General features: G+C 60.1%; 14 protein-coding genes and 1 tRNA gene. 5 read left to right on the top strand and 10 right to left on the bottom strand.

What is annotated here, in order from left to right:
* Positions 1–34 precede the first annotated feature (34 nt).
* From KBB96_RS03420 to KBB96_RS03410, 3 genes are read right to left on the bottom strand one after another with little or no spacing between them, the layout of a single operon-like run.
* Positions 35–1,732 (bottom strand): ABC transporter permease, encoded by a 1,698-nt coding sequence (locus KBB96_RS03420; RefSeq protein WP_211632280.1) that lies wholly within the window; start codon positions 1,730–1,732, stop codon positions 35–37.
* Position 1,733: 1 nt separating this feature from the next.
* Positions 1,734–3,215, bottom strand: coding sequence for an ABC transporter substrate-binding protein (locus KBB96_RS03415; RefSeq protein WP_211632278.1), 1,482 nt, complete (start codon positions 3,213–3,215; stop codon positions 1,734–1,736).
* Between the two features lie 10 nt (positions 3,216–3,225).
* Positions 3,226–4,290 (bottom strand): ABC transporter ATP-binding protein, encoded by a 1,065-nt coding sequence (locus tag KBB96_RS03410; RefSeq protein WP_211632275.1) that lies wholly within the window; start codon positions 4,288–4,290, stop codon positions 3,226–3,228.
* A gap of 148 nt (positions 4,291–4,438) precedes the next feature.
* Here KBB96_RS03410 and KBB96_RS03405 point away from each other — a divergent pair.
* From KBB96_RS03405 to KBB96_RS03395, 3 genes are all read left to right on the top strand, one after another.
* A tRNA-Leu gene (locus KBB96_RS03405) sits at positions 4,439–4,523 on the top strand.
* A gap of 117 nt (positions 4,524–4,640) precedes the next feature.
* Complete coding sequence (locus tag KBB96_RS03400; RefSeq protein ID WP_211632272.1) at positions 4,641–5,003, top strand: hypothetical protein; 363 nt, start codon at positions 4,641–4,643, stop codon at positions 5,001–5,003.
* 11 nt (positions 5,004–5,014) lie between these two features.
* Positions 5,015–5,623: a hypothetical protein gene (locus KBB96_RS03395; protein ID WP_211632269.1), complete on the top strand. Its 609-nt coding sequence runs from the start codon at positions 5,015–5,017 to the stop codon at positions 5,621–5,623.
* Here KBB96_RS03395 and KBB96_RS03390 read toward each other — a convergent pair.
* From KBB96_RS03390 to KBB96_RS03375, 4 genes are read right to left on the bottom strand one after another with little or no spacing between them, the layout of a single operon-like run.
* On the bottom strand, positions 5,556–6,281 hold the full coding sequence (locus KBB96_RS03390; RefSeq protein ID WP_211632266.1) for a hypothetical protein: 726 nt from the start codon (positions 6,279–6,281) through the stop codon (positions 5,556–5,558). The two genes, KBB96_RS03395 and KBB96_RS03390, sit on opposite strands and share 68 nt — an antisense overlap.
* Positions 6,278–7,222: a hypothetical protein gene (locus KBB96_RS03385; RefSeq protein WP_211632263.1), complete on the bottom strand. Its 945-nt coding sequence runs from the start codon at positions 7,220–7,222 to the stop codon at positions 6,278–6,280. Before KBB96_RS03385 ends, KBB96_RS03390 begins: the two co-directional genes overlap by 4 nt.
* Positions 7,219–10,254, bottom strand: a complete 3,036-nt coding sequence (locus tag KBB96_RS03380; protein ID WP_211632260.1) for an alpha-N-acetylglucosaminidase — start codon at positions 10,252–10,254, stop codon at positions 7,219–7,221. The genes KBB96_RS03385 and KBB96_RS03380 overlap by 4 nt, the downstream gene beginning before the upstream one ends.
* A gap of 15 nt (positions 10,255–10,269) precedes the next feature.
* Positions 10,270–13,002, bottom strand: a complete 2,733-nt coding sequence (locus KBB96_RS03375) for a DUF4962 domain-containing protein (RefSeq protein WP_211632257.1) — start codon at positions 13,000–13,002, stop codon at positions 10,270–10,272.
* Positions 13,003–13,553: 551 nt separating this feature from the next.
* Between KBB96_RS03375 and KBB96_RS03370 the strand changes: the two genes are divergently transcribed.
* Both KBB96_RS03370 and KBB96_RS03365 read left to right on the top strand, forming a co-directional pair.
* On the top strand, positions 13,554–14,249 hold the full coding sequence (locus KBB96_RS03370; RefSeq protein WP_211632254.1) for a hypothetical protein: 696 nt from the start codon (positions 13,554–13,556) through the stop codon (positions 14,247–14,249).
* Positions 14,250–14,629: 380 nt separating this feature from the next.
* Entirely contained in the window at positions 14,630–19,756 is a 5,127-nt protein-coding gene (locus tag KBB96_RS03365) for a DUF4962 domain-containing protein (RefSeq protein ID WP_211632251.1), read from the top strand.
* 178 nt (positions 19,757–19,934) lie between these two features.
* Here the strand turns inward: KBB96_RS03365 and KBB96_RS03360 are convergent, their stop codons facing one another.
* The 3 genes from KBB96_RS03360 to KBB96_RS03350 are packed head-to-tail and all read right to left on the bottom strand — an operon-like array spanning position 19,935 to position 24,400.
* Positions 19,935–21,437 (bottom strand): sulfatase family protein, encoded by a 1,503-nt coding sequence (locus KBB96_RS03360; RefSeq protein WP_211632248.1) that lies wholly within the window; start codon positions 21,435–21,437, stop codon positions 19,935–19,937.
* The gene (locus KBB96_RS03355) at positions 21,431–22,831 is read right to left on the bottom strand and encodes an APC family permease (protein WP_211632245.1); all 1,401 of its coding nucleotides are present in this window, start codon (positions 22,829–22,831) and stop codon (positions 21,431–21,433) included. The genes KBB96_RS03360 and KBB96_RS03355 overlap by 7 nt, the downstream gene beginning before the upstream one ends.
* Before the next feature lie 51 nt (positions 22,832–22,882).
* On the bottom strand, positions 22,883–24,400 hold the full coding sequence (locus tag KBB96_RS03350; RefSeq protein ID WP_211632243.1) for a sulfatase family protein: 1,518 nt from the start codon (positions 24,398–24,400) through the stop codon (positions 22,883–22,885).
* Positions 24,401–24,429: the final 29 nt, after the last annotated feature.

Raw genomic sequence — 24,429 nt, 5'->3', positions numbered from 1 at the left:
GGAAACCCGTGTCGCTCTTGAAAAGGGATGCGCCTTACAGCTTGAAAATCCCTCCCCGTTTCCCGCCAAGGACAGCCGCCCCGATCACCGCCACGGACAGGAACGCCATCGACCACACGCCGAGCGCGGCCGCCAGTTCGGTGCCGTTTCCGAGCGTGCTCAGGAGCGTGTAGATCGCCTTGGTGATCGGATAATGCTGCGATTGCTGCGCCAGGATCAGACTGTCGCTGACCTCCAGCATCGCGAATGCAAACGCCAGAATGCCTCCCGCCGCGAGGTTCGCGCCAATCAACGGAATCGCCACCTTCCGCAGCATCCGCAAGGGCGTCGCCCCCAGCGAAGCCGCCGCTTCCTCCAACGCCGGGTTGCTCTGCTGCAGACCGGCCACCGCGGCGCGCAGGATGTACGGCATACGCCGTATCGAATACGCCGCGACCAGCAGGAAGAACGGCGTCCCTCCCGCGCCGACGAGGAAATGAAACGGCTTCCCTTCCTGCGACAGCGCCAGATAGCCGAAAGCCATCACCAGTCCCGGCACCGCCAGCGGCAGCATCAGCATCGCATCCAGAACATTCCGCCCTTTCAGCTTCGAGCGCACCACCACCCACGCCGCCGCCAGTCCGATCACCGCCGCTACCAAAGTCGCCGTGGAGGCATAGGCCAGGCTGTTGCGGATCGAGGGCACCACCAGGCCATTCCCCAGCGCCTCGATGTAATGCCGCAGCGTGAGATGCTCCGGCAACACCGAGCCATACCACGATTCCGAAAGCGACAACAGCACTACCCCGCAGTGCGGCAGCGACGCGGCGAGGAACACGATCACGAAGAACGCCGGGCACGCCACCGCTTTCCATCCCGTGGCCCGCGCGACAGTTGAGCGCCCCTTCGGCCGCGGCGCTGTGCCCAGCGGTGAACGCCCGAGCACGCCCTTCGAAGCCGCGAAGATCCCCGCAGCCACCACCAGCAAAATGGCGGTCAGGGCATACGGGATCGGATTCTTGTCCAGTCCCTTGATGCCATCGAAGATCTGCACCGGCGCGACCCGGCCGAAGTCGAACACCAGCGGCACCCCCAGCTCCGTGAAGGCCCAGATGAACACCACCGAGGCCCCGGCGAAAACACCCGGCATCGCCAGCGGCAGCGTGATCCGGAAAAACCGCCGCCACGGCGGGCAACCGAGGTTTTCCGCCGCCTGCTCCATCGCCGGATCGAGATTCGACAGCGCGGCGGCGATGTTCATGTAGAGCACCGGATAAAGGTGCAGCGCGTTCAGCAGCACGATCCCCGCGAAGCGTCCGTGAGCGAGCCAATCGTGCGGTTTGGAAACATCCATCAACCCGCAGTGCATCAGCAGCGCGTTGAGCGCACCATCCACACCCAGCATTTGCTTGATACCCACCGCGCCGACGAACGGCGGCAGGATCATCGGCACCAGCACCAGCGCACCAAGCGCACGCTTGCCCATGAAATCATAACGATGCCCGACCAAGGCCATCGGGAAGGCCACCAGCAACGTCGTGAAGGTGCTGGCCAGGCCCAGCAGCAGCGCGTTCCAAAGTCCCTCGCGGTAGATGTCATTCCGGAACACCGCGCCGAAGTAAGCGAGCGTGAACGAACCATCCTTCGGATGCGCGAAGGCCTGCCACACCACCGTGCCGGCGGGATACAGGAAGAACACCACGAACAACAGCACGGTGACCAAGGTGATGGCGATGGCAGGTCCGCGTTTCATCTCAGCGGGCGGTGATTCGGGTTGCCTGCCGGGCGATGGCACCCGCCTGTTTGTAGTTCGCGCGGAAGCGCGCGCCGAGGTTCGCCGCGAAGTCCGCAGCGGCCAGCGGATCACCGCCATCGAGCACCGGATGCCCCTTGCCAAACTCCGCGTATGGAAACGCGGAGACATCCAAGAAGACCTTCATCGCCTCCTCCGGAAATCCCGCCGCCGCCATGTCCTTCCAAGCCCGCTGCATTTCATCGTGCGAGTCGATGCACGCGATCCTCACGAACTGCCGCAGCGTGTTGAACGCCTTGCCGGTCAATTCGCGATCGTAGGTAAAGGCTCCGGTGTCCCGATACGGATTCAGCCGCACCGTGGCCTTCCCGAGAAACTCCGGCGTGTAAACATCGCCACGGATCGGAATGCGGTTCAGCGCCCGCTCCACCGGTCCTCCCGGCGTGCCCGGCTTTCCAAACCACAGCCGCTGCCCCTCCACGGACAGGCAGAACTCCACGAACGCCTGCGCGATCTCCGGATGCGGTGCGCCCTTCAGCACGCCAACCGGATCGGCACTGTAGGTCGCTCCGCCCTCCGGTGCCCTCCATTCCACCCGCGAGGTGCCGTCCGGGCGCAGCATCTCATCGTGATAAGACCAACCGTAGAAATCGATGCACGTCCCCAGCGCGGCATCCCCCTGTCCCACATCGCGCGGGATCTTCGAGGCGCTGTCGGTGAAGTAGCGTGCGTTCGCCGACATCCGCAGGATCAGCTTCAGCCCGTTGTCCCAGCCGATGGCCGCCGCGCGATCCTTCGGGAGAGACGCATCCTTGATCGCCCGTTGCATTTGCTCCTGCACGAGCAGTTCGAACGAACGCGCCACCGATCCGCTCTTGCTCGGATCCGCCAGAGCCACCGCGCCCGCCAGACGCGGATCGCCCAGATCATCCCAGCGCGTTGGCGCAGACACCTTCAGCCGTGCGATCACATCCGGATTCCAAGCAATGCCGAACTGCGAGAGACACGCGCCCACCCATACAAGATCCGGCGGGAAATAACTCTCCCCCGTCCACGTCGGCGGCACGGCCTTTCCCTCGCCGAACCACTCCGGGTGACGCTTGAAGACATCCAATGGCACCAACCTTCCCTCCTTCGCCTGCCGCGCGAAATCCGGCTGCCCACCGCCGAAAAACACATCCACGCCGATCCCTTCGCGGCCGGTCTCCTTCGCCGCCTTGTAGCCCGCGTCCAGCACCAACGCGATCTCGGAGGTGCCGCCCGGATTCCGCCAATCGACGTAGATCGTCCGCCCCGTCCGCGCCTTCCACCAGGTGGTGAAGGCCTGCCCGAACTCGCGGCGGATCGTTTCATTGTGCGGCGTGAGGATCGAGATCCGGTCGTCCGCGCGCTCCGGCGAGACCGGCTGGGTGTCCCGACGCAGCACAATCGGCAGCGCCACGATGAACACCAGCAGCCCGAGGATGATCCCGATGCGTTTCATGCGGAGCGGCTCAGGATTTCAGCACCACCACATCCTCGGGACGAGCCTGGATCCACACGGACCCGCCGCCCGGCTCGCGCACCTCATGCGGATTCAGCTCCACCACCTGCACCCGTCCCGCCGGAGTGGTGATCCAATATTGGACCCGCTGCCCCAGATACGTCCGCTCGGCGATAGTGCCCTCGATCTGGTTCCAATCGTCCGCGCCAATCCGCCACGCCTCCGGCCTCACCGAAAGCCGCACTGACTCCCCCTGCACCGGCGTCCAGCCTGGATCACTGACCCGCCCCACCAATGGTCCGGCAGGCGTATCCACCTGGGCCTTTCCGGCGGCAAACTCCCGCACCTTGCCCTCGATCAAATTCGTCTCTCCGATGAACGCCGCGACATGAGCCGTGCGGGGGTGTCGATAGATCTCATCCGGGGTCCCGAGCTGCTCGATCCTCCCCTTGTCCATCACCGCCATCCGGTCCGCCAGCGCCAGCGCCTCCTCCTGGTCATGGGTCACATAAACCGCCGTCAGACCGTTCTCCTTCACGATCCGGCGGATCTCCCGCCGCATTTCCACGCGGAGCTGGGCATCCAGATTCGAGAGCGGTTCATCCAGCAGCAGGCACTTCGGCTTCACCACCAGTGCCCGCGCCAGCGACACCCGCTGCTGCTGCCCGCCGGAAAGCTGGTCGATCGACCGCTCCCCATATCCCGCCAGCCTCACCATTTCCAAAGCCTCCCCCACCCGGCGGCGGATCTCCGGCTTCGGGAGGTGCCGTTCCTCCAGTCCGAAGGCGATGTTCCGCTCCACCGTCAGGTGTGGCCACAGGGCGTAGCTCTGGAACACCATCGCCGCCTCACGCTTGTGCGCCGGAAGCTGGCTCACATCGCGGTCGCCGAAGCGGATCGTGCCGGAAGTCGGCGTTTCCAGGCCCGCGATACAGCGCAGCAGCGTGGTTTTTCCGCAACCCGAGGCCCCCAGCAGGAAGAACAATTCGCCCGGTTCGATGGTCACGCTGACACCGTCCAGAGCGGTCACGTTTCCGAACTGTTTGACGACCGATTCAGCGCGAATGGATTCCATGGGTGGCGGGATGATGCTCCGGTGATGGCGGACAGTAGCAAGCAGGAAGGCCGCCAAGCGAGGCTCGGATTATTTTCAAAGATTCTCTTGCAAACCCCTGCCCCGCACCCTAAATCCGCGGCGCGGCAAGCAAGCCGCACGACACTCTGCTCGGGTGGCGGAATTGGTAGACGCGCTAGACTAAGGATCTAGTAGGGTAACCTGTGGGGGTTCGAGTCCCCCCTCGAGCACCACTCTCAAAATCAAAGGCTTCCGGGAAATCGGAGGCCTTTTTGTTTTAGCGAGAATACCCCGTGTCGCCGTATAGTCGCCATATTTTCCGAACGGTGCTGGACACAGCTGCTACAGTCATGCCGATGACGATTGAAGAGGTCCAAGGCTACGCCCTGTTGGGAATGTATCAGGAAGCGTGGGACGCTGCCCTGGATCTCGATCCGGATGACCGGATGGTGGCTGATGTTTGGCGCGTCCGGGCCGGGTGCGCTCCCCACCTCGGTGCGTGGGATGAAGGCGAAGTCTTGGCCGAATTGCTGCGCCATGGGAGCGACAATGACCGCATGGTAGCCTTTACGTTCTTTCACAAGTTCGCCGTCCATCTGCTGGCATTGGGAAAGATGGGCGAAGCAAAAGCGGCGGTGAAAAAGGCGTCCGAAGCGGCCCCCGCCCGCCGCCTTGCCTTGCTGGACGATCCCGCGCTTGCCGCTCTCTGGTGATGGACTAGTCCATGGAAACCGCGCTCTTGATTCCAATCCCGGCCCGTGGAACCCTGTCGCCCATGAAATGGCCGCTCGCCCTGATTGCCTGCCTCGCCCTGGCCTCGTGCGACAAGACCGAGGTCGCATCCCTAAAGCCGAAGAGCACCGAAGAAGCTTCGATTGAGACGCCTCGCTCGGAATATAAGGTGGCGCTGGTAGCGCAGCGTGATGCGATCGGATATATGGAAAGCTGCCGTCGTGACTTGGCCGACCTTAAGGAGGGCAAGCAGAGACCCAGCGACATCAATGCCCTTGAGGACAGGGAGAGATTTTTGGCAGAAGCGGAAAGCGGCATAAAGGAATCCGCGCTGAGGGTGGAAAAATGCCGAGAGGCGTTTCTAAAATCGTCTCCCAGCGAGACCGATGTCAGTAACGTTCAAAATTTTGCGTCGGAGCTGCAGGCGGCCCATGAAGAATACTTGAAACAGGTCAAAGCGGCTCACGATGATGCCAATGCAATACAGTTTGAGAGAATGAACCGTGCTCGCGAAAGGTATTATTCCGTGATCTCTAAAGCGGCGGCCAGCGACTACGGACCGAAGCGTATCCAGAGTTTGCCACCCTCTGCAGCTCGCTAGCTATTTGAACCGCCCGGTTCGTCCATCCTTGCCGCGGTGGGGTGCCCACGTTGAGAACGTCGAATCGAGCCGCGCCGTCCACCGCATCGGCTCCAAACGGAAGCGCGGAGAATGGCCCTTTGTGGGGCCGGAAACGCCGCTCCACTACCCGCCCTTTGCGCGAAACGGCTTCCCAGATCGTGATGTCCTCCGGCGCGCCAGGTCGTAGCGGTGAACGATCGAGGCACGCAGCCGCATCCTCGGCGACATCGGCCCGGAGCATATAGGCCATGCCGTAGGCCCCGGGCCTGCCGTCCGGCCACGTCAGCCCCACGGCGCGTGCGTGGCGGTGCCGGGTGAACACGCGGCGATCCATCACCACGGTATCGTCATCCAGCTTCAACACATGAGTGGCCCCGTACCGTAGCGCCGTCTCCGCCAGCGTGCGGCAGATCCCGGCGGCGCAGTCGGTACCATTGAGATTGCCACGGCGCGGGAAGGTGGTGGTGATGAGGTCGATGCCCTCATGCATCAACCAGCCGCGCACATGGCCGGGGAGCGGGCTGGCGGCGTCCTCGCACACCACCGGTACCAATCCCGCACGGAGCGCGCCACGTACGGTCCATGGCAGCACGAGCGCGCCTCCGGCGTAGGTGAAGATGCAGGCGGGCAGGATCATCCCCAGAATATCGGTCCTTGGTGCAGAGGGAATACATTGCGGTCCGTGTCCACGTAGGCCAGTGGCACGTAGTTCGTGGCGCCGGCCGATGCTGGAATCGCGGTTCCCCACAGCGGGCCGCGATGGCTTGCCACCTCTCCTGAGCCTGCGCTTGTCTCGGTGATTTCCACGAACACGTAGCCATCCAGCGGGAGCGTGGGCCGGATCTCCACCACCACCTCGTAGGCCGCGCCATCATTGTAGGTGTCCGCTCCGTAGCTGGTGGATGGATAGAGGCCGGATGCTTCATGCTTCATCGCGGCATCCGCCGCGCGCGACGCCACCACATCCATGCCATCACGGATTTCAGCCGAGCCATCTGCGAGCACCTCGATTTCCCATGTGGCATCCGTGATTCCCGTGTAGTGGTCGCGATCCGTGGGGAAGAAAGATTGCGCCGGAGCAGTGCCTGCCATCACGTAGAGATCCGCTGGCCGGAAATCCGGAATCACATTGGCCTCGGGTTGTGCATCAAGAGTGAACCCAACGCTGCCGTTGTAGGTGTCCGCTCCGTAGCTGGTGGATGGCATGGAAAAGCTGCCCACGGGCACGGTGGTGGTGGAAGTGGTGCCGACGGGGGCGGACGCGATCACGTCCGTATCGTCCCGCAGATCCACGGAGCCATCCCCATTGAAGATGAGCGAGGAATCCGGAAAGAGATGACCGGCAAAGGTACCGGCGGCCACGGCGCGGAAATGCCCCGCTGGCACGTTGGTGCCGGGTGCATTCGTCACCTTCACATTGCGACCGCTGCCTCCGATGAAGGAGGACCGCTCCGTGGGGCTGATCTGCACGGATAGATCAGCCACCAGGTAGCGGCCTCCGGTGCGTTGCTCGATGATCCACCCTCCCGTCACGGTCAGGTCTCCATCGCGGGTCATGATGACTTCAAACTGGTTCATAGCGTGTAAATCACGTCTTGGCTGCCTGGCTTCGTATAGGATCCGGTGACGGCGTTGACGCCCACCGGCACATTGGACCCGCACGTCAATTCCACCTCATTGGTGAGAAGTGTCAGCTTTGCCCTCTGGACCAGCGCGCCAGCCGTCTTCCAATCCGTTTCCGCTCCGTGGACATTGATCTTCGTGACGAGCCACTGCCGTGGCGGGACCATCCGGGAAATCTCCACCGTTCCCTCGTAGGGGATGAAGTTGGCGGCATCGAACATGTTGGACGCCAGCAAAGGCGGTGCGGTGAGATACTGGTAGGCGGCTTTCTCGTAAACTGTCTGGCTGGAGGGATATCCGGTGTTGATCGCCCCTTCGATCGAGTAGTCCACGGAAATGTAATAGTTGGTGGTCTGGCCGATGCCGGGTGTGGTGGAAATGTATCCGGTGATGGTGGATATACGACCGGTGTAGCGCAGCGCGTTTAGCACCGCCGGAGTACTGGTTGACCAAGGAGTCCCGCCAATCTGCACCCGATAGGTGCCTGTCACACGAATTCCGGTGGATTTCACATTGTAGTCCGTAAGCATGAAATCCGGAAGCGAGGCATTGTTGGTGATGCGGTGCCAGGCCCCGGAGGCCACCGCGGCCCCGGATGTCGTGTCCTTGATCGCTGCGGGCGCGAACGTCGCGGCATTGGTCCCGGATCCGGAGGAGTTGGAGGTATAGAGAAAATCAGTCCCGGAAATCGGGTTGGCGGTGATGTCGCCGCTGGAGGCGATGGCCTGGGCAATCACGGAATCCAAAACTTTGGCCTCCGCCCATCCCCCCACGATCGCGCTCGTCTGAATGGTCACGCTGGGGAGGTTGTCCGGCACCTCGAATGGCAAAAGCTCGGGACCGGAGTCCGCCACGATCCTTGCGCCAGTGCCCGCGATCTGCTCCCCGAATTCGATTTTCCCGGTGGTGACGTTCCGCGTGGTGGTGGTCACCCGGATTCCAGAAGGCCGGAGATTGCGCCGTGGCTTCAACTTCACGCCTACGGCTTGATCCTCTCCAAGCACCAGGTCCACCGTCTCCACGCTGGCGCTGCGGCGGGAAACATTGAAGGACGGGTAGGGCTGGGCCGCGTAGTCGATCCAGCACACGGCATCCGGCACCGCCTCCAGCACCTTTTGAATGGCGGCCAGGAAGGTGACGCCTGAGAATGATTTTTGGCTGATGGTGAAGGTTGGGTCCACGGTGCCCATCTGAATGGGTAGTCCGAGCGCCCGCGCCCGCCCGATGATGCTGGCCACCATGGAGCCGATGCTGGCCATGGGCAGCACGTATTGGATTCGCGTCTTTGAATTGCCCGTGGAGTCCGCGCGCAGCCCGCTCAACTGGGTATTGGCCAGCCACCACACCGGCCCGGCCACCGTGATGGCATAGGAAGTAATGCCCCCGGCTTTCACCTCCGCAGAGCGGTCCGCCAGCAACGCCTTCCACGCGAGGACATGTTTGTCAAAGGAAGCCTTCGGAACCTGGATCTCCTTGCACGGGGTTGATTTGAGGGGAAAGACCGCGGGCCGCGCCGCTACCACGCTGCTGAATCCATGACCGCCTAATTTGTAAACCGAATCAATCAGCAGCCGGTTCATCGCACGGATATTGTCGGTGATGCCTCCATAGCGCCGTTCACAATACGCATCCAGCTTCTGCTCCAGCTCCACCGGGCCCGCTTCCCAGTTGAGATCGAGCATGAAATGATAGTAAGAGGGCGAGTTCTCCAGACCTTCCATCCAGTTGCCGCTTCCCACACAATTCGGGGACTCTTTCATGACCTGTGCCACTCCGTTCTGCTGTTCTTGGAACAGGCTGCCATGCAAGTGGGTCTCCCCCCCGAAGCTGTTGAGCTGGCCCAACGTGTAGCGATAGCCCCAGTCCTTGAACTCCGGAACCTTCTTTCCGGTCAGTGACATGATGATCAGCCGGTCCTTCGGAATCGACCGGATGATGTCCGGATAAAAGCTCCAGTCCTGGCATACCCAGATGGCCTTCGGGTCAACATCGAGCAAGCACTTGTCTATCGATCCCGCTACATTCCGGAGGTACTCCCCTCCCTTGACCGGAGGAGAACTCTCATGAAAGGGATCGGTGATGTAAAGATGGCTGGTTCCAAGCCGCTTCACCAGTTCGCTCAAATACGTCCTTGCAACCTTCCCGAACAACGGGTCCATGGGATCCAAGGTCGCGGTTCCAACGAATGCCCCCCTGCCCCACGACGGCTTCATGTCGATGCGCGCGTCAGGAAACCTGGTGCGGAAAACACGGGGAACCACTCCGGAGAAGCCATGCAGTATCGGTGTCATCCCCAGGGACTGCTCGCGTTCCATGATGCGGCGGCCGAGTTTTTCATGGCTCTCGATCCACGAAAGTGGCAAAGGGCCTCCGGTTCCCTCCAGGTTCCCCATCCATTGCCAGTTGAAATAAACCGGCGCGGGCAGGCAGGCTCTCGCCTCCGTGTCATCAAGGCCGAGCTCCCGCAACGAGTGATACCAGACCGCCTCGGTGCCAACGATCTGGAGAGGCATGTTGATGCCATTCATCGCCATCCAATCGATGATCTTCCCCCAATCGGCCCAGTCCCACCAACTGCCGCTGTAGTTGAATGTGCAGTAGTTGAAGAAGTGGCGGATCCGCCGTTGTGTCACCACCCGGACTTTCCCTTCAACCGTGGGCAAAGGATCCGGCAAGCGCATCTGGTCACCCCACAAGGAGTAGAGGCACTTGCAGTAGTCCTGCAGATAACGGTGGTAGGCGCTGGCCAGACTGATGCCGTTGTTGCCCCGGAGCACGACCTTGTCGTTCCTAGCCTCGATCTCGAAGACATCGCATCCGGCATCGGGAGGAATCTCCTCAAGTTCGAACCGTCCGGCGATCGTCGGAGTCACCCTTCCGATCAACTTCCGGCCTTCATCGACGGCGGTGCCTCCCCGCGCCACGCCCCCGATCAGCAGAAGAACCACGAACAGCCGCTTGATCCCGGATATTGAAAATGGATTCATGTGGAAAGGGATCGTTCAGTAGACGTTTCCGTATTTCAGCACATCGGGCAGCTCATCGATCTTCTCCTCGAAGGTGACTTTGCCATCCTTGCCATGCTCCAGGAGCAGGGTGCTACCACGGAGATTGGCCTTGCGTTCATCGCCAGCGACGATGACCCGTTCCGATGCCTGGCCGCTAGAAAGCACGGCTTCACCGTCCGAGCTGCGGATCAGCAGGCTCGATTCGCGTTCAGGATTCAGATCCGCCACGATCTCATAACCGCCTACTTTTACGACCGGTTTGTCCCGGGGACCGCTCCGGGTGATCCCGGGGGGCTTCGCACCGGCTCCCGGTGCCAGTTCGATCACGGTGAGGAAACGCGTCGCGGCCAGTTTGTTCCTGGTCGTAACAGACCAGTGCCAGTTCGGCGGATTGATTCCACCACGCTTGTCCTCCTCATCCGTCGCTGCCGCGGCAAACTGGTCCGTGAGATTGGTTTCCACATCGGACGCGCAGAACAATTTCGCGGTCGCAGAAGCATGCGAATTTGCGGCAGTCAAAGTGGCGTCCCCGGCCTCCTTCATTTCCTTCAGCGAATGAAGCATGAATGTCCATGGAATCGGCGTCTTTGCCTCCAGTTCGTCGTAAACCACCACCGCATGAGGTCTCAGAACCGCAATGTGGCGGCGAAAGCGGGTCACACCTGCATCCCCCACACCATACTTCCGGTTCGGCACGTCCTGGACATACCGGTGTACCCCATCGTAAGCGGCGGAAGCATCGCCCAGGCAGTAGCTGATCCGCTTGCCTTGCACGAAGCGGGCCAGCCAGCCGTACTCGCTGACATCGAAGCCCTGCATGAAACCGTCCGCCATGATCGTGTTGTGAGCCCGGGATGCCTTGTAGCTCATGATATTGTGGTCACCGCCACCGTTGTAGTAGCCGGTCCGCCAGAACAAGGGCTCGCCACCGTAGGCCACGTTGAAGGCATTTTGACATGGATGAAGATGCATCGAGGAACCAAAGGGACAGGAGATGAAATTCACCATCATGTTGTCCCTGGCATTCCCCAGGTCCGTGTGCATCACGCCGATCCCCATGTCGCGGAACTCCGCGGCCATCACAGTTGGCGGCTTTACCGCGGAAAGATCCGGCTCCGGGAAACGGTTCCAGATCTGAAGCAGATCCCATGCTTTGTTTCCCTTGTAGAGATCGGCGTTGAACTGGTCGGGATCCGTGCGTCCCATCGACTTGTAACGCCACAGGTTCCAGGGGTTGCCCGGTTCCATCAGTGCCAGCACCTCGCCAAAATAGTACATCGCGCTGCCACCGTTTCCGCCGTCCGAAAACGCCTGCCCCGGATTACCCGCAGCCATGGCGAACGACATGTACTTCGCCACGTTCCGATACCAGGGCTTGTAGTCGAAGAAATTGTACCCGGTCAGCTGATAGAGTATCCACGGACAGTGGACGAGGTTGTTCTCATGGACACCGAAATAGCCGTTCCCCTCACGACAGGCACCGTCATCACGGCTGACGGCAGGGCTGCGGTAAAGCCAGAGTTCGTATCCGTAGCGGAACCAATCGTCATAGGCGGAGTCGCGGCGTGCCAGTGTGATCGAGCTGTTGAGCAGATCCATCACTTTGTACTGCCAGTCGTGCTGGTCGTAGTGGGCATGTTCCAGCGCCTCATGGAGGCCCGGTCCATCCGCGCGGTCCCGCTCGCCCGACTTGAGCACCATCGTCTCCTTGAGCACGTCCAGGAAACCCTCGCGTTCATCCTCCGGAATGGAGTCATAAAAGCCATCTACGAAGAAACTCGCCACCGAATCGTAGATGGCGATGTCCCGCAACTTCACCTCGGATCCGGAAATCCGGTACACCACTTCCTTGCGGGCCTTCTCCAGCTCGATGGCGCGGCGTACGCCACGTGCCCGGAACTCTTCGTTCCCGGTGATCAGATAACCTCTGAGAAGCGCGGACGTGTGCCGTTCGGCAGTGACCCAGTATTTCCTGGCCCTCACCGCGAAGAAAGCCCGCGTGACACTTTCCTTCAAACGCTCCGGCACGTCTTTCTCGGACATCCCGAAATCGAGGTGATCCATCTTGCGATCCTTCTCGAGAGCCTCGTTGCAGGATTTCACCATCAGCTTTGCCAGTTCCGGATAGCGCTCCTTCGGCAGAAGTTTTCCGACGCTTCCGGGAGCGACCGAAATGATCGGCCCCTTCCACGCATGGATCTTTGCAAGCACCTCGTCCGCGGTCGGAGGCATCTTCTCCACCGTCTGCTCCGCACCGGTGATCACAAACGAAAAGATCGTTTCATTCCACACCGGCTGATCCGGAGAGGACGATGGCGCAACACCGTAGGTCCAATACCAGGTTCCCTTCGGCAACTGCCTCATCGGATTCCAGAATGACCAGCCCTTCGGTCCGCTCTCGATCACACCCGTTTTGAAATCCTTGTCCTGGGAAAGTTTGAAATAGTAGCGCCGGTGCCACTTCTCCTCTTTCCGTTCCTTCCGGATTTCCTCATTGGTCTTTTTGGAGTCATCGACCAGCGGAACCACGACATGAAACCACGGAGGATTGTCATCCACGATACCTTGCGGATTCGGGCGTTCAAGGGACCCTGTTACGATGGCGGTGCGGTCGATATGCAGTTCTGCTCCGCGCTGTTGCTGCTGCGGCTCGTCGGCCAATGACAGGGCTGGAAACAATAGGACCGCGGCAGCTCCAAAACCGCGTATGAGCAAATGTGGTTTCATTCGGTGATAGAAAAAATCATCATTCTAAAAAAGGTGGAGGGATACCCAGTCGCTGGTGTAGTGAACGGTCACCGGCTCAGCCCCCATGCGGCAAAGTGCCATGAGAAGCGATGTCATCGGAACAATTCGTGAAATCATACAACGGGGAAACCTCGGACTGAAATCAACATCGCATCCGATACGAACAGAAAGTCGCAATCCCTCTCGATTCTCAACAACCGGATCGGGAACATCGGTGCGATCGTAAACCGGATACCCGGCATGGCCGGTTACAGTCATCGATGAACAGTATCAGCCGCATCCGGGCATGACGATCTTGGATAGGTTTACGATTCAACTGAGAATTGGATCGACGCTTGAACAATCCAATCACCAGCCTGCGCGATGAATAAGGCAAAGACCCATCCTCTGCCCTCTGGAACGGTCAACGAGTAAACCGGCGGAGCCGCTGATATCCTGTCATTCAGGTGTGCGGGGGGATTTGAATCCGGATGCTCCCCTATTCGTGTGGAGCGTTCCCCAACCCACAAAAGAACCAACACGTGATCCGCATGAAATCATGTCTCCTTCCGCTTGCTCTCACCCTGATCGCCCAAGGCTCCGCCCACTGCGCCACGATCCAGTTGACCAACGTCACCCCGTCCACGGCGACCGCCTCTCCAACTTCAACCGTAAGCGGAGTTTCGGACAACGGCACTCTCAGCACGATTTCCCCGTCCAGCATCGCAGTAATGTCTGACAGCGGTCTGTTGTCGACACTCGACGCCGGCACCTACGGCGTCCGGGTTTCAGGAATCACCGTCGGAGCCGATGTCCACCTGATCCTCCAATTCGATCTCACTGTCACCGCTTCCAGCGGGGATGGGATTCTCATCCGCAGAGGCGCTGGAAGAGGCTGGGCTGTGGATCAAGGCAAAAACGGCGCGGTCGAGGCCCGCTTTCTCAGCGCCGGGGAATCCATCAGTTTCTCCGTTTCCAATATGACGCTTACGGGAGGAACCCAATCTTACGATATTGCTTTCAACGGCTTCTCGAACGGCACCTATATCGTCGATGGGTCGGGCACCGCAACCTTCACCCCCGGAATCGTTGGACTGATGACTGGCACCACTGGCACCGGTTATGTGGGGGGGCTCAACATGAGTTTCGGCATTATAGCCGTTCCGGAGCCTTCATTCCCGGTCATGGGGGGAGTGGGCGCACTTCTTCTGTTCCTGCGTCGACGCCGCACGGACCGCATGGCCTGATACGGATCCTCCCGCATGGTTGCGGCGGCGTCCCAGTCAGGGATGCCGCCATCCGTTTTGTTTCCGCGCTCCAGCCCCATCGCCCGGGCAGCGCCTTCAGAACTCCAGGAACCACGGGCCCTCTTCCAGACCAAGCACCTCCTTGGGTGATGAGGTGGAGGCCGGTGGCCGGAAACAAGTGGCGGGTTCCAAATCAGGAATCCTGCCGCGTCCGGCGCAAATTCCAAATATGCCCACCGCCATCCGGGCTTGTCGTCCCACCTGTCCGGACAGGCCGCCGGATCTTCGGATATGGTTAACGCCTCAACCTGATCCAGTGGTTCCAGCACCCCCGTCCGCTTGTGTCCGACCTGGTGAAATGATGATTGAAACCGTATCTCATGAAAACCCTATCCGCCATTCTTCATCCAGCGCTCCTGCTGCTTTCGCTTCCTCTATCGGGAGCGTCCGCCGCCACCATCCAGTGGATCGGAGGCGGCTCCACCAATTTGATTTCCAATGCCACCAACTGGGGAGGAACCATTCCGCGCATTGCCGATGGCAATAGCGGCGAAATTGGCAATGCGACGATCCGGGGTGACCTGCCAACCGCCATGCAGATCGTCCTCGATGGAACGACCTGGGCGAAAGAGGGAACCACGGGTGCCGCACGGGATACCGACATCGTCGCAGGCTCCGATCTCACTTTCAACGGCGGGTCGTTTTCCACCGAACGCCACACATGGTGGCGTGGTGTCATCCGGGTAAACGGGTTGTCCCTTACCGTGCCCGGCGACTGGAGGATGCGGGAAGGCTGCAAGGTCTATTGGAACTCGGGTGAAGCCCTTGTCGGAGGCTTCACCGATGAATCAACCGGTGCCTTGGATTTCAAGCTGACTGGCGGTCGCATCAATTCAGCCACCTACTCCATTGGAACAAACAGCCGCATCGATTTCACCGGGGCAAAGACCGGAGTATTGGTCGCCAGGGATCCGGGCTACCGCGCCACCTTCGAATCCATGATCACGACCGGGAAGATTGTCGTGGATGGCGCTCCCGCCCAGACCAACAATTTCGAGATCCTGTCCACTGGTTCGGAAACCCGGCTTACCTTCGTCCAACCACCTCCGGTAGCGCTCCATCTGGAGAATCAATCCTTCTCACTTCCGGAGTCTGCCGCTGCCGGCACACTCGTCGGAACGATCACCGCGACATCTCCACAGGCAGGAGCATCCTTCTCCTACTCGATCATCTCCGGCAACTTTGACAATGACTTCTCACTGGAGCCCCTCACCGGTCGTCTCAAGGTCGCCGGAACCCTGAGCTACAGCGGCATCCCCACCTACAGGCTGCTGGTTCAGGCAACAGACCAAACAGGAAACGCCACCACCGGGACGATCACCATCAACGTGCAACTGCCGCTGGCAATCACCACCCAATGGGCCACCGGCCCCAGCAACGGCAGCATCGTGACGGCCACCAACTGGAACTCCGGTCTCCCAACACGATCGCCCAGGAAGCCTGGCCTGATCAACAACGGCGACATCGCGAAAGTCGTCGGCCGGGATGACCTCTACTCGAAGGATCTCGTTCTCAGCGGTAATGCCAAACTCACCGGTGCCGATCGCTTCGGAGGTCCGGGAGGCGCTTCCGTCACTCTCAATGATTCGAGTTCATGGAAGGCCTCCACTCTGGATTTCGGTCGCAATGCCACGGCTCCAACATCCATCCAGGTCAACGGGCCGAACGCCGAGCTCACGATCGACGGAGAGATCCTCATCAGCGCCGCCTCCTATCACTGGACGTCCATTTTCCAGCGTTCCGGCAAGGTTAGCATCCGCAATTTCGGGGGAGACAACGGCGTGCTCCATCTGATGGGCGGCAATTGCCAGGCGCGCACCACCAGTGTCTATGTGAACTTCTGGCCCGGCAGCTCCGGCCTCCTGAACATGCCTGCGGTGGATGGTCTGACGGTTGATCCGAACGGCAATACCTGGGACGATGATCTCTATCCATTTGGTGCGAACAGCTATGACTATTCCAAGTACTATCTGATGTCGATGTGGGGTTCCGGAGCCATCTCGGTCGCCGGACAATGGGGAGCCCCCTTCGAGCAGGTGTTCCAGTATTCCCAAGGCGCTGGCATCACTCTCCAGCAGGACCAGCCCTTCACCACCGATGGAACCCGGCCGATTCATCTTTCCGGATGGGTCCTACGCTTCAATTCACTTTCCGGCGGCGTTCCCTATATGAAGTGGCTGGTCGATTCCGGACGCGTGACCTGGACTCTCGGCGAGCGTGGAAGCCCCGTTGGCTCCGGATCGGTTCTATATTCCTGGGTGAATTCGAACGGAGTGAAACTGTTCCTTTCGGACAACTCTCTTTGGGCGGAAAGCGCGGGCTCCCAGGATTCCCCGCTCTACTATCCGTATTTGGCTTCCTACGGCATCATCGGAGCCACCAACACCGCCCAGGGGGCCGATCTTGATACCGATCTGATGGACAATCTGGCGGAGTTCGCCTTTGGAGGAAACCCGACCATCGACGACCGCATCCTGCGTGCCCCGAAACTCACCACCCTCCAGGGTCCCAATGGACCAAAGCAGATGTTCCGGTTCTTCCGCCGCCATGATGCAGAAAACGCCGGTCTGAAATACCGGGTCCAGATGTCCACGAATCTCAATACATGGTCCGACATCGAACCCACAATGGTGACCAATATCGATTCCATTTTTGAAACGGTCGGTATCACTGTTGATCTTCCCCAGGCGTTCTTCCGGATCATCCTTGAGCTGAATCCGGGAGGCAAGGAAGCCGTCCCGGCGGAAAGGTCGATCGCCGTTCCACGGATCTATGAATTTAACAATGGAGAGGCCATGCCGCAGGGCGATGTGGACCTTCGTTCTCCCTGGCTCCATATCCAGTCCGGTGCCACCGGTCCGTTCTCATTCCGCCTGTCACAAGATCCCTCTTTCCAAACCGGCGTGTTGCAAAGCCAACCCCAGGCCTGGCAATTCTGGAATCCCTGGCAGAACCTCTCCGCGGGCACCTGGCATTGGCAATGGGGAACCGGGCCCGCAGGATCGGTCCAATGGAATCCGGGCATCCACACCTTCACCATCATTGCCACGGCACGAACCGTCAACATGCCGCCAAATGCCGACCAGATGGCGAACCTGCTCCGGACCCGCCAGATGCCTGTTCTAAATTGCAATCCGGATCAAATCGGCAGGCTCAAGAACACGATGTCCAGCTCGGAGCTGGACGAGTTCTCCCGCGAGGTATGGCGCAACACCTATGAGAAGCTCCCTCCGCTGGCCGTCACGCTCTCTCCCGCGTCCTATACAAGCAGATCGGCGTTCGAATCCGCTGTCCGGAGCAATCTCGCCAACAAGTTCTATTTCGTCAAAAGGCTGATCCGCGGATACGCGGTCTTCGGAAACGACTTGTCCGCGAACAATACCATCTACCATCCGAAAACGAAGGCGCTCGAAATCCTCAACGCGATCAAACAGGAGTACGATACCCGCCAATGGACCTACGACTGGGGCTCCGGGCCTCAGACAGTGACGGTGGCCACCGCAGCAGCGGATTTCGGAGGCAACATCGAAGTGGTCGCCAATCTGTGCGACGCGCTCGAGATGTTCGAAAGCGATCTTACGCCGGCCGCCGTCACCCTCTTTGCTGGAATTGCAAAAAGGGACTACTGCAAGAACCCGGTTGTGGACGCGGCGGACTTCCTTACCGGCGGCATGCCGATCGCGACCAAGCTTTTCAACCAGTTCGAGCACGTTTACTGGGATCAACACTGGGATCAGATCTACATCTACTATCCATGCGTGTACCTGCCGATCCTCATGCGCTATCACCCGGATCTCGTGGAATCATTCAAGTGGAGCTACAATGTCTACCTGTACCGCGGCACGATGGGCGGCCGGAACGACGGCTCGTGGATGGACGGCAATGCCTACCTCGGCGCAAGTGAGTGGACACTCGTGGATATTCTCGCCCTTTACACGAAGCTGACAAACTACTCGTTCAACTTTTTCGACTTCAGCGACTGGCACCGGAATTTCCCCGGCTACATCTACTTCTCGAATCCGCCCGGTTCGAACCATGGAGGCACCTTCTCCGACGGGGTCGGTTTCGATCCGAGCGGTACCAGCGCGGATACGCTGGTTCAGATCATCCACGCGCACAATCCCAACACGCCGGTCGCGAAGTGGGACCTGCTGCGCCGCTTCGGCGTTGGAGGCAGGGATCTCGGCCGCATTGACTGGGTCTTCGAGCGCAGCACCGGATCCTATCAAGCCATGGCGCTGCTGTCCGCCTTCGAACACTATGGCCGCTATGTGCCCACCGGCACTGAAACGCCTCCGGGAGAACTCGCACGCTCCTTCCCCGATACCGGGCTGGTGACCATGCACACCGACCACCGGACGACCGCCAACAACTTCTATGCCAATTTCCGCTCCACCCCGTATGGAGCCCAATACCATGCCCATCCGGCCCAGAACGCATTCAATGTCGGCTTCGGTGGCAAGGATCTATTCTGGCACACCGGATACTACAATACCGGTCCGTATCCCTTCCACGACAGGCTCGACTACAAGTCCACCTGGGGACACAACGCGATCCTTCCAAACAAGGTCACCCAGTTGTTCGACAGCACCTGCGGCTACGGCTGGTTGCCACGTTTCGTCCACGGGGACAAGATCACTTACTCCCTGGGGGATGCCACCATGGCCTACCCGACCCGGGACCGGCCCTACATCTTCGCCGCCGGAGCCCCCATGCTGAACGAGCTCGGATACGGCTATCCGGAAGTCGAGCGGGTCCGCCGCCACATCATGATGCTCCGGCCCTCGCACCTCGTCATCTACGATGAACTGGAAGCCAGGCAGCCCATCCCGTGGATGTATCTCCTCCAGTCCAGAACCAACCAGAACATGACCAAGCGTGGCGATGGCTGGATCACCGCCTACAATACCATCGGTAGCGGAACCTACGGTATCGGCAACTTCCAGTTGTTCTGCAATACGCCGGTCAACACCACCGTGACCAACCACTTCCGCTTCGCCCACCCCAGCGAGTTCAACGACAAGTATCCCAATGGCTACCAACGCCACCATCACGCCTATATCGAAACCACGGGCAAATATGAAAAGATGCGTTTCCTGTCCGTGATCGCGGTTTCCAAATCCGGCAGCGCCACCACGGTCCCTGCCCAAATCACCGGCGCCACCGGATCCGATGGCCTGTTCACCGTCACACTTGGAAGCTACACGGTGAAAGCCCAGCTTGATGGCAACAAGGCTCCGTACCTCGAGGCCCGGGATGCTGCCCAAACGGCGGTACTGGTAACGGGCTCCAATGTCCAGAACATCACTCTCAACGGTGTCACCCGGAGCGCGTCGCTGCGCGGGAGCACCCTGCTCATGGAGCGAGGCACCTACCGTGGCGATATCTTCGTGGAAGACTCGGACAAACTCCCCGACGTATTCCGCCTCGGCAACAAATACGACTGACCATTACACCTCGGATACCTCTCATGGCGCAATCCCGGTTTCACCCCATCCTTCGTCTATTCGAGCGGACGGGGTGAAACCGCGGATGGCAAACGGCTGAGATTTCATGGGATCAAGGCCACTTGGCCCATCTTTTCATCTCCGTCTGCACATGCCTTTGAGCTATTCAAGACGGCTTCTAACGCGGTGCATAAGGCTCCGCCGCCTTTTTCCCATTGAGCACACCTGGCGCGTAATATGGGTAGTGATCCCAGGGATCACAGGATGGATCAATCCGTGGATCGGACGTCTCGCGCATCCATCGGTCGAGCCTGTTACGCAGATCCTGCTGGGCAGCGGCATACCGTTCCTGCCCCGCCACGTTGACAACCTGGGCAGGGTCGGTGACGAGGTCGTATAGCTCCTCCTCGGGGCGCTTCTCGAAAATCATGCGGTCATAGCGCTGGAAGCCGGGCTTCCCGATGTTGGCCTGTAGGAAATTCTTGGCCGCGGATGCATCGACGTCACCATAGTCCCCCACATCGAAATACACCTGGGGATCACCCGCCGGCCAGCGGTCGGGGCGGAGATTCCGAATATATAGGAACCTTTCCGTCCGGATGGCCCGCATCGGATAGCTGAGATTGCCACGCCGCACGTTGGCGTGGCGTTCACGCTCGATGAAAGCGGCGTCGCGAGCCTTTCCACCCTGTCTCCCCAACAAGAGATCCACGAAACTCCTGGAAGTCATCTCCGCGGTTGGAGACAATCCGGCGAGCTCAAGGAAAGTGGCGGTGAAATCGGTCCCGCTGATGAAGTCATCCACACGCCGACCGGCCTTCAAATGCGATCCCCACCGGACTGCCAGTGGCACACGTGACCCCGCGTCGTAACAATTGGCAAGACCACGTGGCATCTGCCAGCCGTTGTCACTGGTGCATACCACCACCGTTTCATCGAGCAACCGCGCCTGATCGAGCGCCCCCACGCTGCCGGCAAGCGCCCGATCCATTTTACGCACTCCGCCGTAGTAGGCCTGGATGTCGCGCCGGATCTCAGGCGTGTCGGGCAGTTGGGGCGGCACCACGATGCCCGACGCATCAATACCTTTCACGGATTCCTCATCGTAGTTCCATCCTTGGAAAGCATCGCGGAGCGCCGTATCGACGTTGCCAATCCAGAAGAAGAACGGCTTTGCCGGATCGCGCACCGCCAGGAAATCGGTGAAGCTCTTGTATTCCCTGCCCACCGGATTCATGGACCAGCCATATGGCTTGTAGCGACCGGGAGCCCACGGTTTCCCGCAGAACCCCACTTCGTAGCCCGCGTCTTCCAACATGCGGGTAAAGACTTTCAACGACCCGGGAAACCCTCCCCATAGATTGCCCGCCTCGCCCAACTGATGGGGCGGACGCCCGGTGAGGATGGAAGCGCGTGTCGGAGAGCAAATCGGAGAGGCATTGAAAACATGCGTGAAGAGAACACCTTCCCGTGCCAGCCGGTCGAAGGCCGGAGTCTCCGCCGTCTTGTCTCCCAGGATACCAGCGTGTGGGAACGCCCAATTGTCGGCGATGAAGAAGAGCATGTTCGGCCGCGCCTTGATCCCGGCGGGAGCCTCCTCCGCGCCAACACCCCATGCCGCCCCCACTGTACTCAGGAGTGAAATGGCGAGGAATATTCTGACAAAAGTAAGTCTCAACATGGTTCCATGGTCGTTCGATTGCTTGCCTTCCGCCAGGCCACATAGGCGACACAGCCTGACACGATTACCCCGCCGCCTGAGAGAACCAGCGTCCATCCCGAGCTGACCCAAAGAAAAATCCAGCCGATAAATGCAATGAAGGACGGCAGCGGATAAAGCCACATGCGGAACGGCAACCGGATATCCGGACGCGTGGTCCGCAACACGTGGAGCGCGATGATCTGCCCCATGAACTGCACCACAATCCGGACCGTCACCGCGGCATCGATGATCTGCTGGAGAGGGAAGAAGCAGAAGACCGCGGTGAGCGCGCCCATCGCCATCAATGCCAGCCACGGATAGTGGTCACGCGGATGCACCTTCCCGAACACACGGAAAAAATCCCCCTCACGCGCGGCGGCATACGGGATGCGGGAATAGCCCAGCGTGATGGCAAACATGCAGGCGATCGCCGTCCAGACGATCAAACCTGTGAATGCAACCGCCACCGGCCGGCCGAAAAGCCGCTCCATGAACAATGCGGCAACGTTCTGTGATTTCATCGCCTCCTGCCACGGCACCACTCCGATGATCGAAAGGTTCATCGTCAGATAAATCGTGGCGACCACGAGCACGGAAAGAATGACCGCACGGGGGATGGTTTTCCCAGGCGTGCGCACCTCGTCACCCAGATGGCAGACATTGAAGTATCCGAGGAAATCATAAACGGCGATCCGCATCGCACCGCCGAGGCCGAGCAGGAACGCCAGGTTCAGATTGAAGGCATCCGGCGGCAACTTCAGCAGGCTGGGATTGAAATGAGTGAGGCCCGCGACAATCACGATCAAGACGGTGAGAAGGGTTCCCGCCGTGAGGCCAACCGCCAGCCAGCCGACCACCCGCGTGCGGCGGCTGAGCATCCAGACAACAAGCACGCACCCCAGCGCGGCGATTCCGCTCCACCCCCATGGAATCCCCCATCGGTCGAACATGTGCTGCCAATCCGGGAAAGCGTATTTCAGGTAATCCACCGCCCCGACGTAACCGCTTGCCATTTCCAGCGTGCCACTGATCAGAAACTGCCAGACGAATAGAAATGGCAGCAGTCTACCCCAGCGATACGGTCGGAAAATCTCCTTTAGGAAATGGTAGGTGCCGCCGCTGCCAGGCAAAGCGGCGCCAAGCTCGCTCCATACCAAGCCGTCGCACAGCACCAGCACGGCACCCAACACCCACCCGATCATCGCCTGCGGCCCGTTCATCGTCGCGAGGAAAAGCGGGATGGTGATGAACGGCCCGATGCCTACCATATTGGCAATATTGAGTGATGTCGCCTGCAGCAACCCGAGACCGCGTTCGAGGGGAGCGGCTGCACCGGGATCGTGATCCGATCCACGCGTTGGAGGGGCATTCATGAATGGAGAAGTCGCACTCGGTCTGAAGGTGGGCGGTTCGGCGATGTCAGCCTATTTGATCTTCTGTGATTGAGCCACAGCCTGTGGCCCATCCCCCGCGCGCCAGCGTGCCTCGGTTTTCTCCGGATCTTCACCGATCTCCTTGACCAACGCCTTGTGCATGGCCTCCATCCTCGATCCCTGCTCCGGATCCGATGCAAGGTCGTGCATCTCCTTCGGATCGGATTCCATATCGTAGAGTTCGCGCTCGGGACCGTGGGTCTGGTCAGCCCGGGTGTGGTAGACATACTTCCATTTCCCCTGCCGGATCATGGCAATCCCGGAGGAAATATAGCCCGCGTAGTACTCACTCACGGCAAGGTCCTTCCAGGCGAACCGGGAATCGTCCAGCCATGGCACCATCGAAGATCCCTTCCAATCATCAGGAGTCTTGACACCTCCGAGTGCGGCGATTGTTTGCACAAGATCCACCATGCCGCATGCACCCGTGCGTTGCTGCCCACCCTGCCAGCGCTTCGGCCAGCTCACAATCAGAGGCACGCGGGCTCCGCAATCGTAGAGACAGTTCTTCCACCAGAGTCCGTGCTCTCCCATGTTTTCGCCGTGGTCTGACGTATAGATCACGATCGTATTCTCCGCGAAAGGGGATGCCTTGAGCGCATCGAGAACCTTGCCCACCTGGCCGTCCAGCCACTCGACACGGGCGTAGTAGGCCTCAAGCCCCAGTCTGGCCACATCGTCGGGGACCCGCTCGAATTTCCGGTCGTTCCTCAGATGCTTGTAGTTCAAGGGCAGGCTGTCCAGATAGCCCGGCGGTATCACCGGCAGCGGCACCTTGCCCTTGAAATGATCGAGGTAGGTGGTGGGTGCCACCAAAGGATAGTGGGGCGCGATGAAGCCAATGGTCAGAAAGAACGGCTTCGCGTCAGCCTTGCGCTCCTTCAGGAACTTCACCGCGTTGTCGCTTCTCGCCACGTCAATGAACGAGTCCATCGTGTCATCGACACCCATCGGTTTGAACTCGCCTCCCAGTTCATTCCCATTGTCGGGGAATGTTCCCGCCGACAGCCGGTGCCGCGGCTTCTCCTTCTCCTCGCCCGACTCCTTGATGTCCTTGGGGTCGGCGGGAGGCGTGATCTTTCCGGACTCCTCATGAATGATGCTGAAGCCGTGGGTCATGCCGCCCTTGTAGTGCATCTTCCCGTCCAAATAGCTTTCATAGCCGCCGGCGTTCAGGATTCGCGGAAGCGAAGGAGTCCCTTCCGGCACTCCGGCAGTATTCCCCCATACATTGTGTCCGGACGTATATTTGCCGGTGGTGAAGGTCTGTCGGGAGGGCGTGCAGATGGGCGAGGAACAATACTGCGCGCTGAACAGGACGCCCTTCGCGGCGAGCGCGTCCAGATGGGGCGTTCGTGCGATCTTGTCACCCGCACACCCCATCACCGAGGCATTGTGCTCGTCGCTCATGATGACGAGGATGTTCGGCTTCGTGGTCCCGGCGGACGCCGGCACAACGGCTGTGGCGGACAGGATCGCACAAACGATCTTGGAAAGATGATTTTTCATTGGGATGATAAGTCCGTGAATTGATGTCT

This window comes from Luteolibacter ambystomatis (assembly GCF_018137965.1).
GTDB lineage: Bacteria > Verrucomicrobiota > Verrucomicrobiia > Verrucomicrobiales > Akkermansiaceae > Luteolibacter > Luteolibacter ambystomatis.
The sequence above is the reverse complement of the archived record's forward strand: the minus strand, read 5'-3'. Positions and strand labels throughout refer to the sequence as shown.

Coding starts and splice junctions, on each gene's coding strand:
- KBB96_RS03420 (WP_211632280.1), bottom strand. CDS start 1,732: ATGAAACGCGGACCTGCCATCGCCATCACCTTGGTCACCGTGCTGTTG.
- KBB96_RS03415 (WP_211632278.1), bottom strand. CDS start 3,215: ATGAAACGCATCGGGATCATCCTCGGGCTGCTGGTGTTCATCGTGGCG.
- KBB96_RS03410 (WP_211632275.1), bottom strand. CDS start 4,290: ATGGAATCCATTCGCGCTGAATCGGTCGTCAAACAGTTCGGAAACGTG.
- KBB96_RS03400 (WP_211632272.1), top strand. CDS start 4,641: ATGCCGATGACGATTGAAGAGGTCCAAGGCTACGCCCTGTTGGGAATG.
- KBB96_RS03395 (WP_211632269.1), top strand. CDS start 5,015: ATGGAAACCGCGCTCTTGATTCCAATCCCGGCCCGTGGAACCCTGTCG.
- KBB96_RS03390 (WP_211632266.1), bottom strand. CDS start 6,281: ATGATCCTGCCCGCCTGCATCTTCACCTACGCCGGAGGCGCGCTCGTG.
- KBB96_RS03385 (WP_211632263.1), bottom strand. CDS start 7,222: ATGAACCAGTTTGAAGTCATCATGACCCGCGATGGAGACCTGACCGTG.
- KBB96_RS03380 (WP_211632260.1), bottom strand. CDS start 10,254: ATGAATCCATTTTCAATATCCGGGATCAAGCGGCTGTTCGTGGTTCTT.
- KBB96_RS03375 (WP_211632257.1), bottom strand. CDS start 13,002: ATGAAACCACATTTGCTCATACGCGGTTTTGGAGCTGCCGCGGTCCTA.
- KBB96_RS03370 (WP_211632254.1), top strand. CDS start 13,554: ATGAAATCATGTCTCCTTCCGCTTGCTCTCACCCTGATCGCCCAAGGC.
- KBB96_RS03365 (WP_211632251.1), top strand. CDS start 14,630: ATGAAAACCCTATCCGCCATTCTTCATCCAGCGCTCCTGCTGCTTTCG.
- KBB96_RS03360 (WP_211632248.1), bottom strand. CDS start 21,437: ATGTTGAGACTTACTTTTGTCAGAATATTCCTCGCCATTTCACTCCTG.
- KBB96_RS03355 (WP_211632245.1), bottom strand. CDS start 22,831: ATGAATGCCCCTCCAACGCGTGGATCGGATCACGATCCCGGTGCAGCC.
- KBB96_RS03350 (WP_211632243.1), bottom strand. CDS start 24,400: ATGAAAAATCATCTTTCCAAGATCGTTTGTGCGATCCTGTCCGCCACA.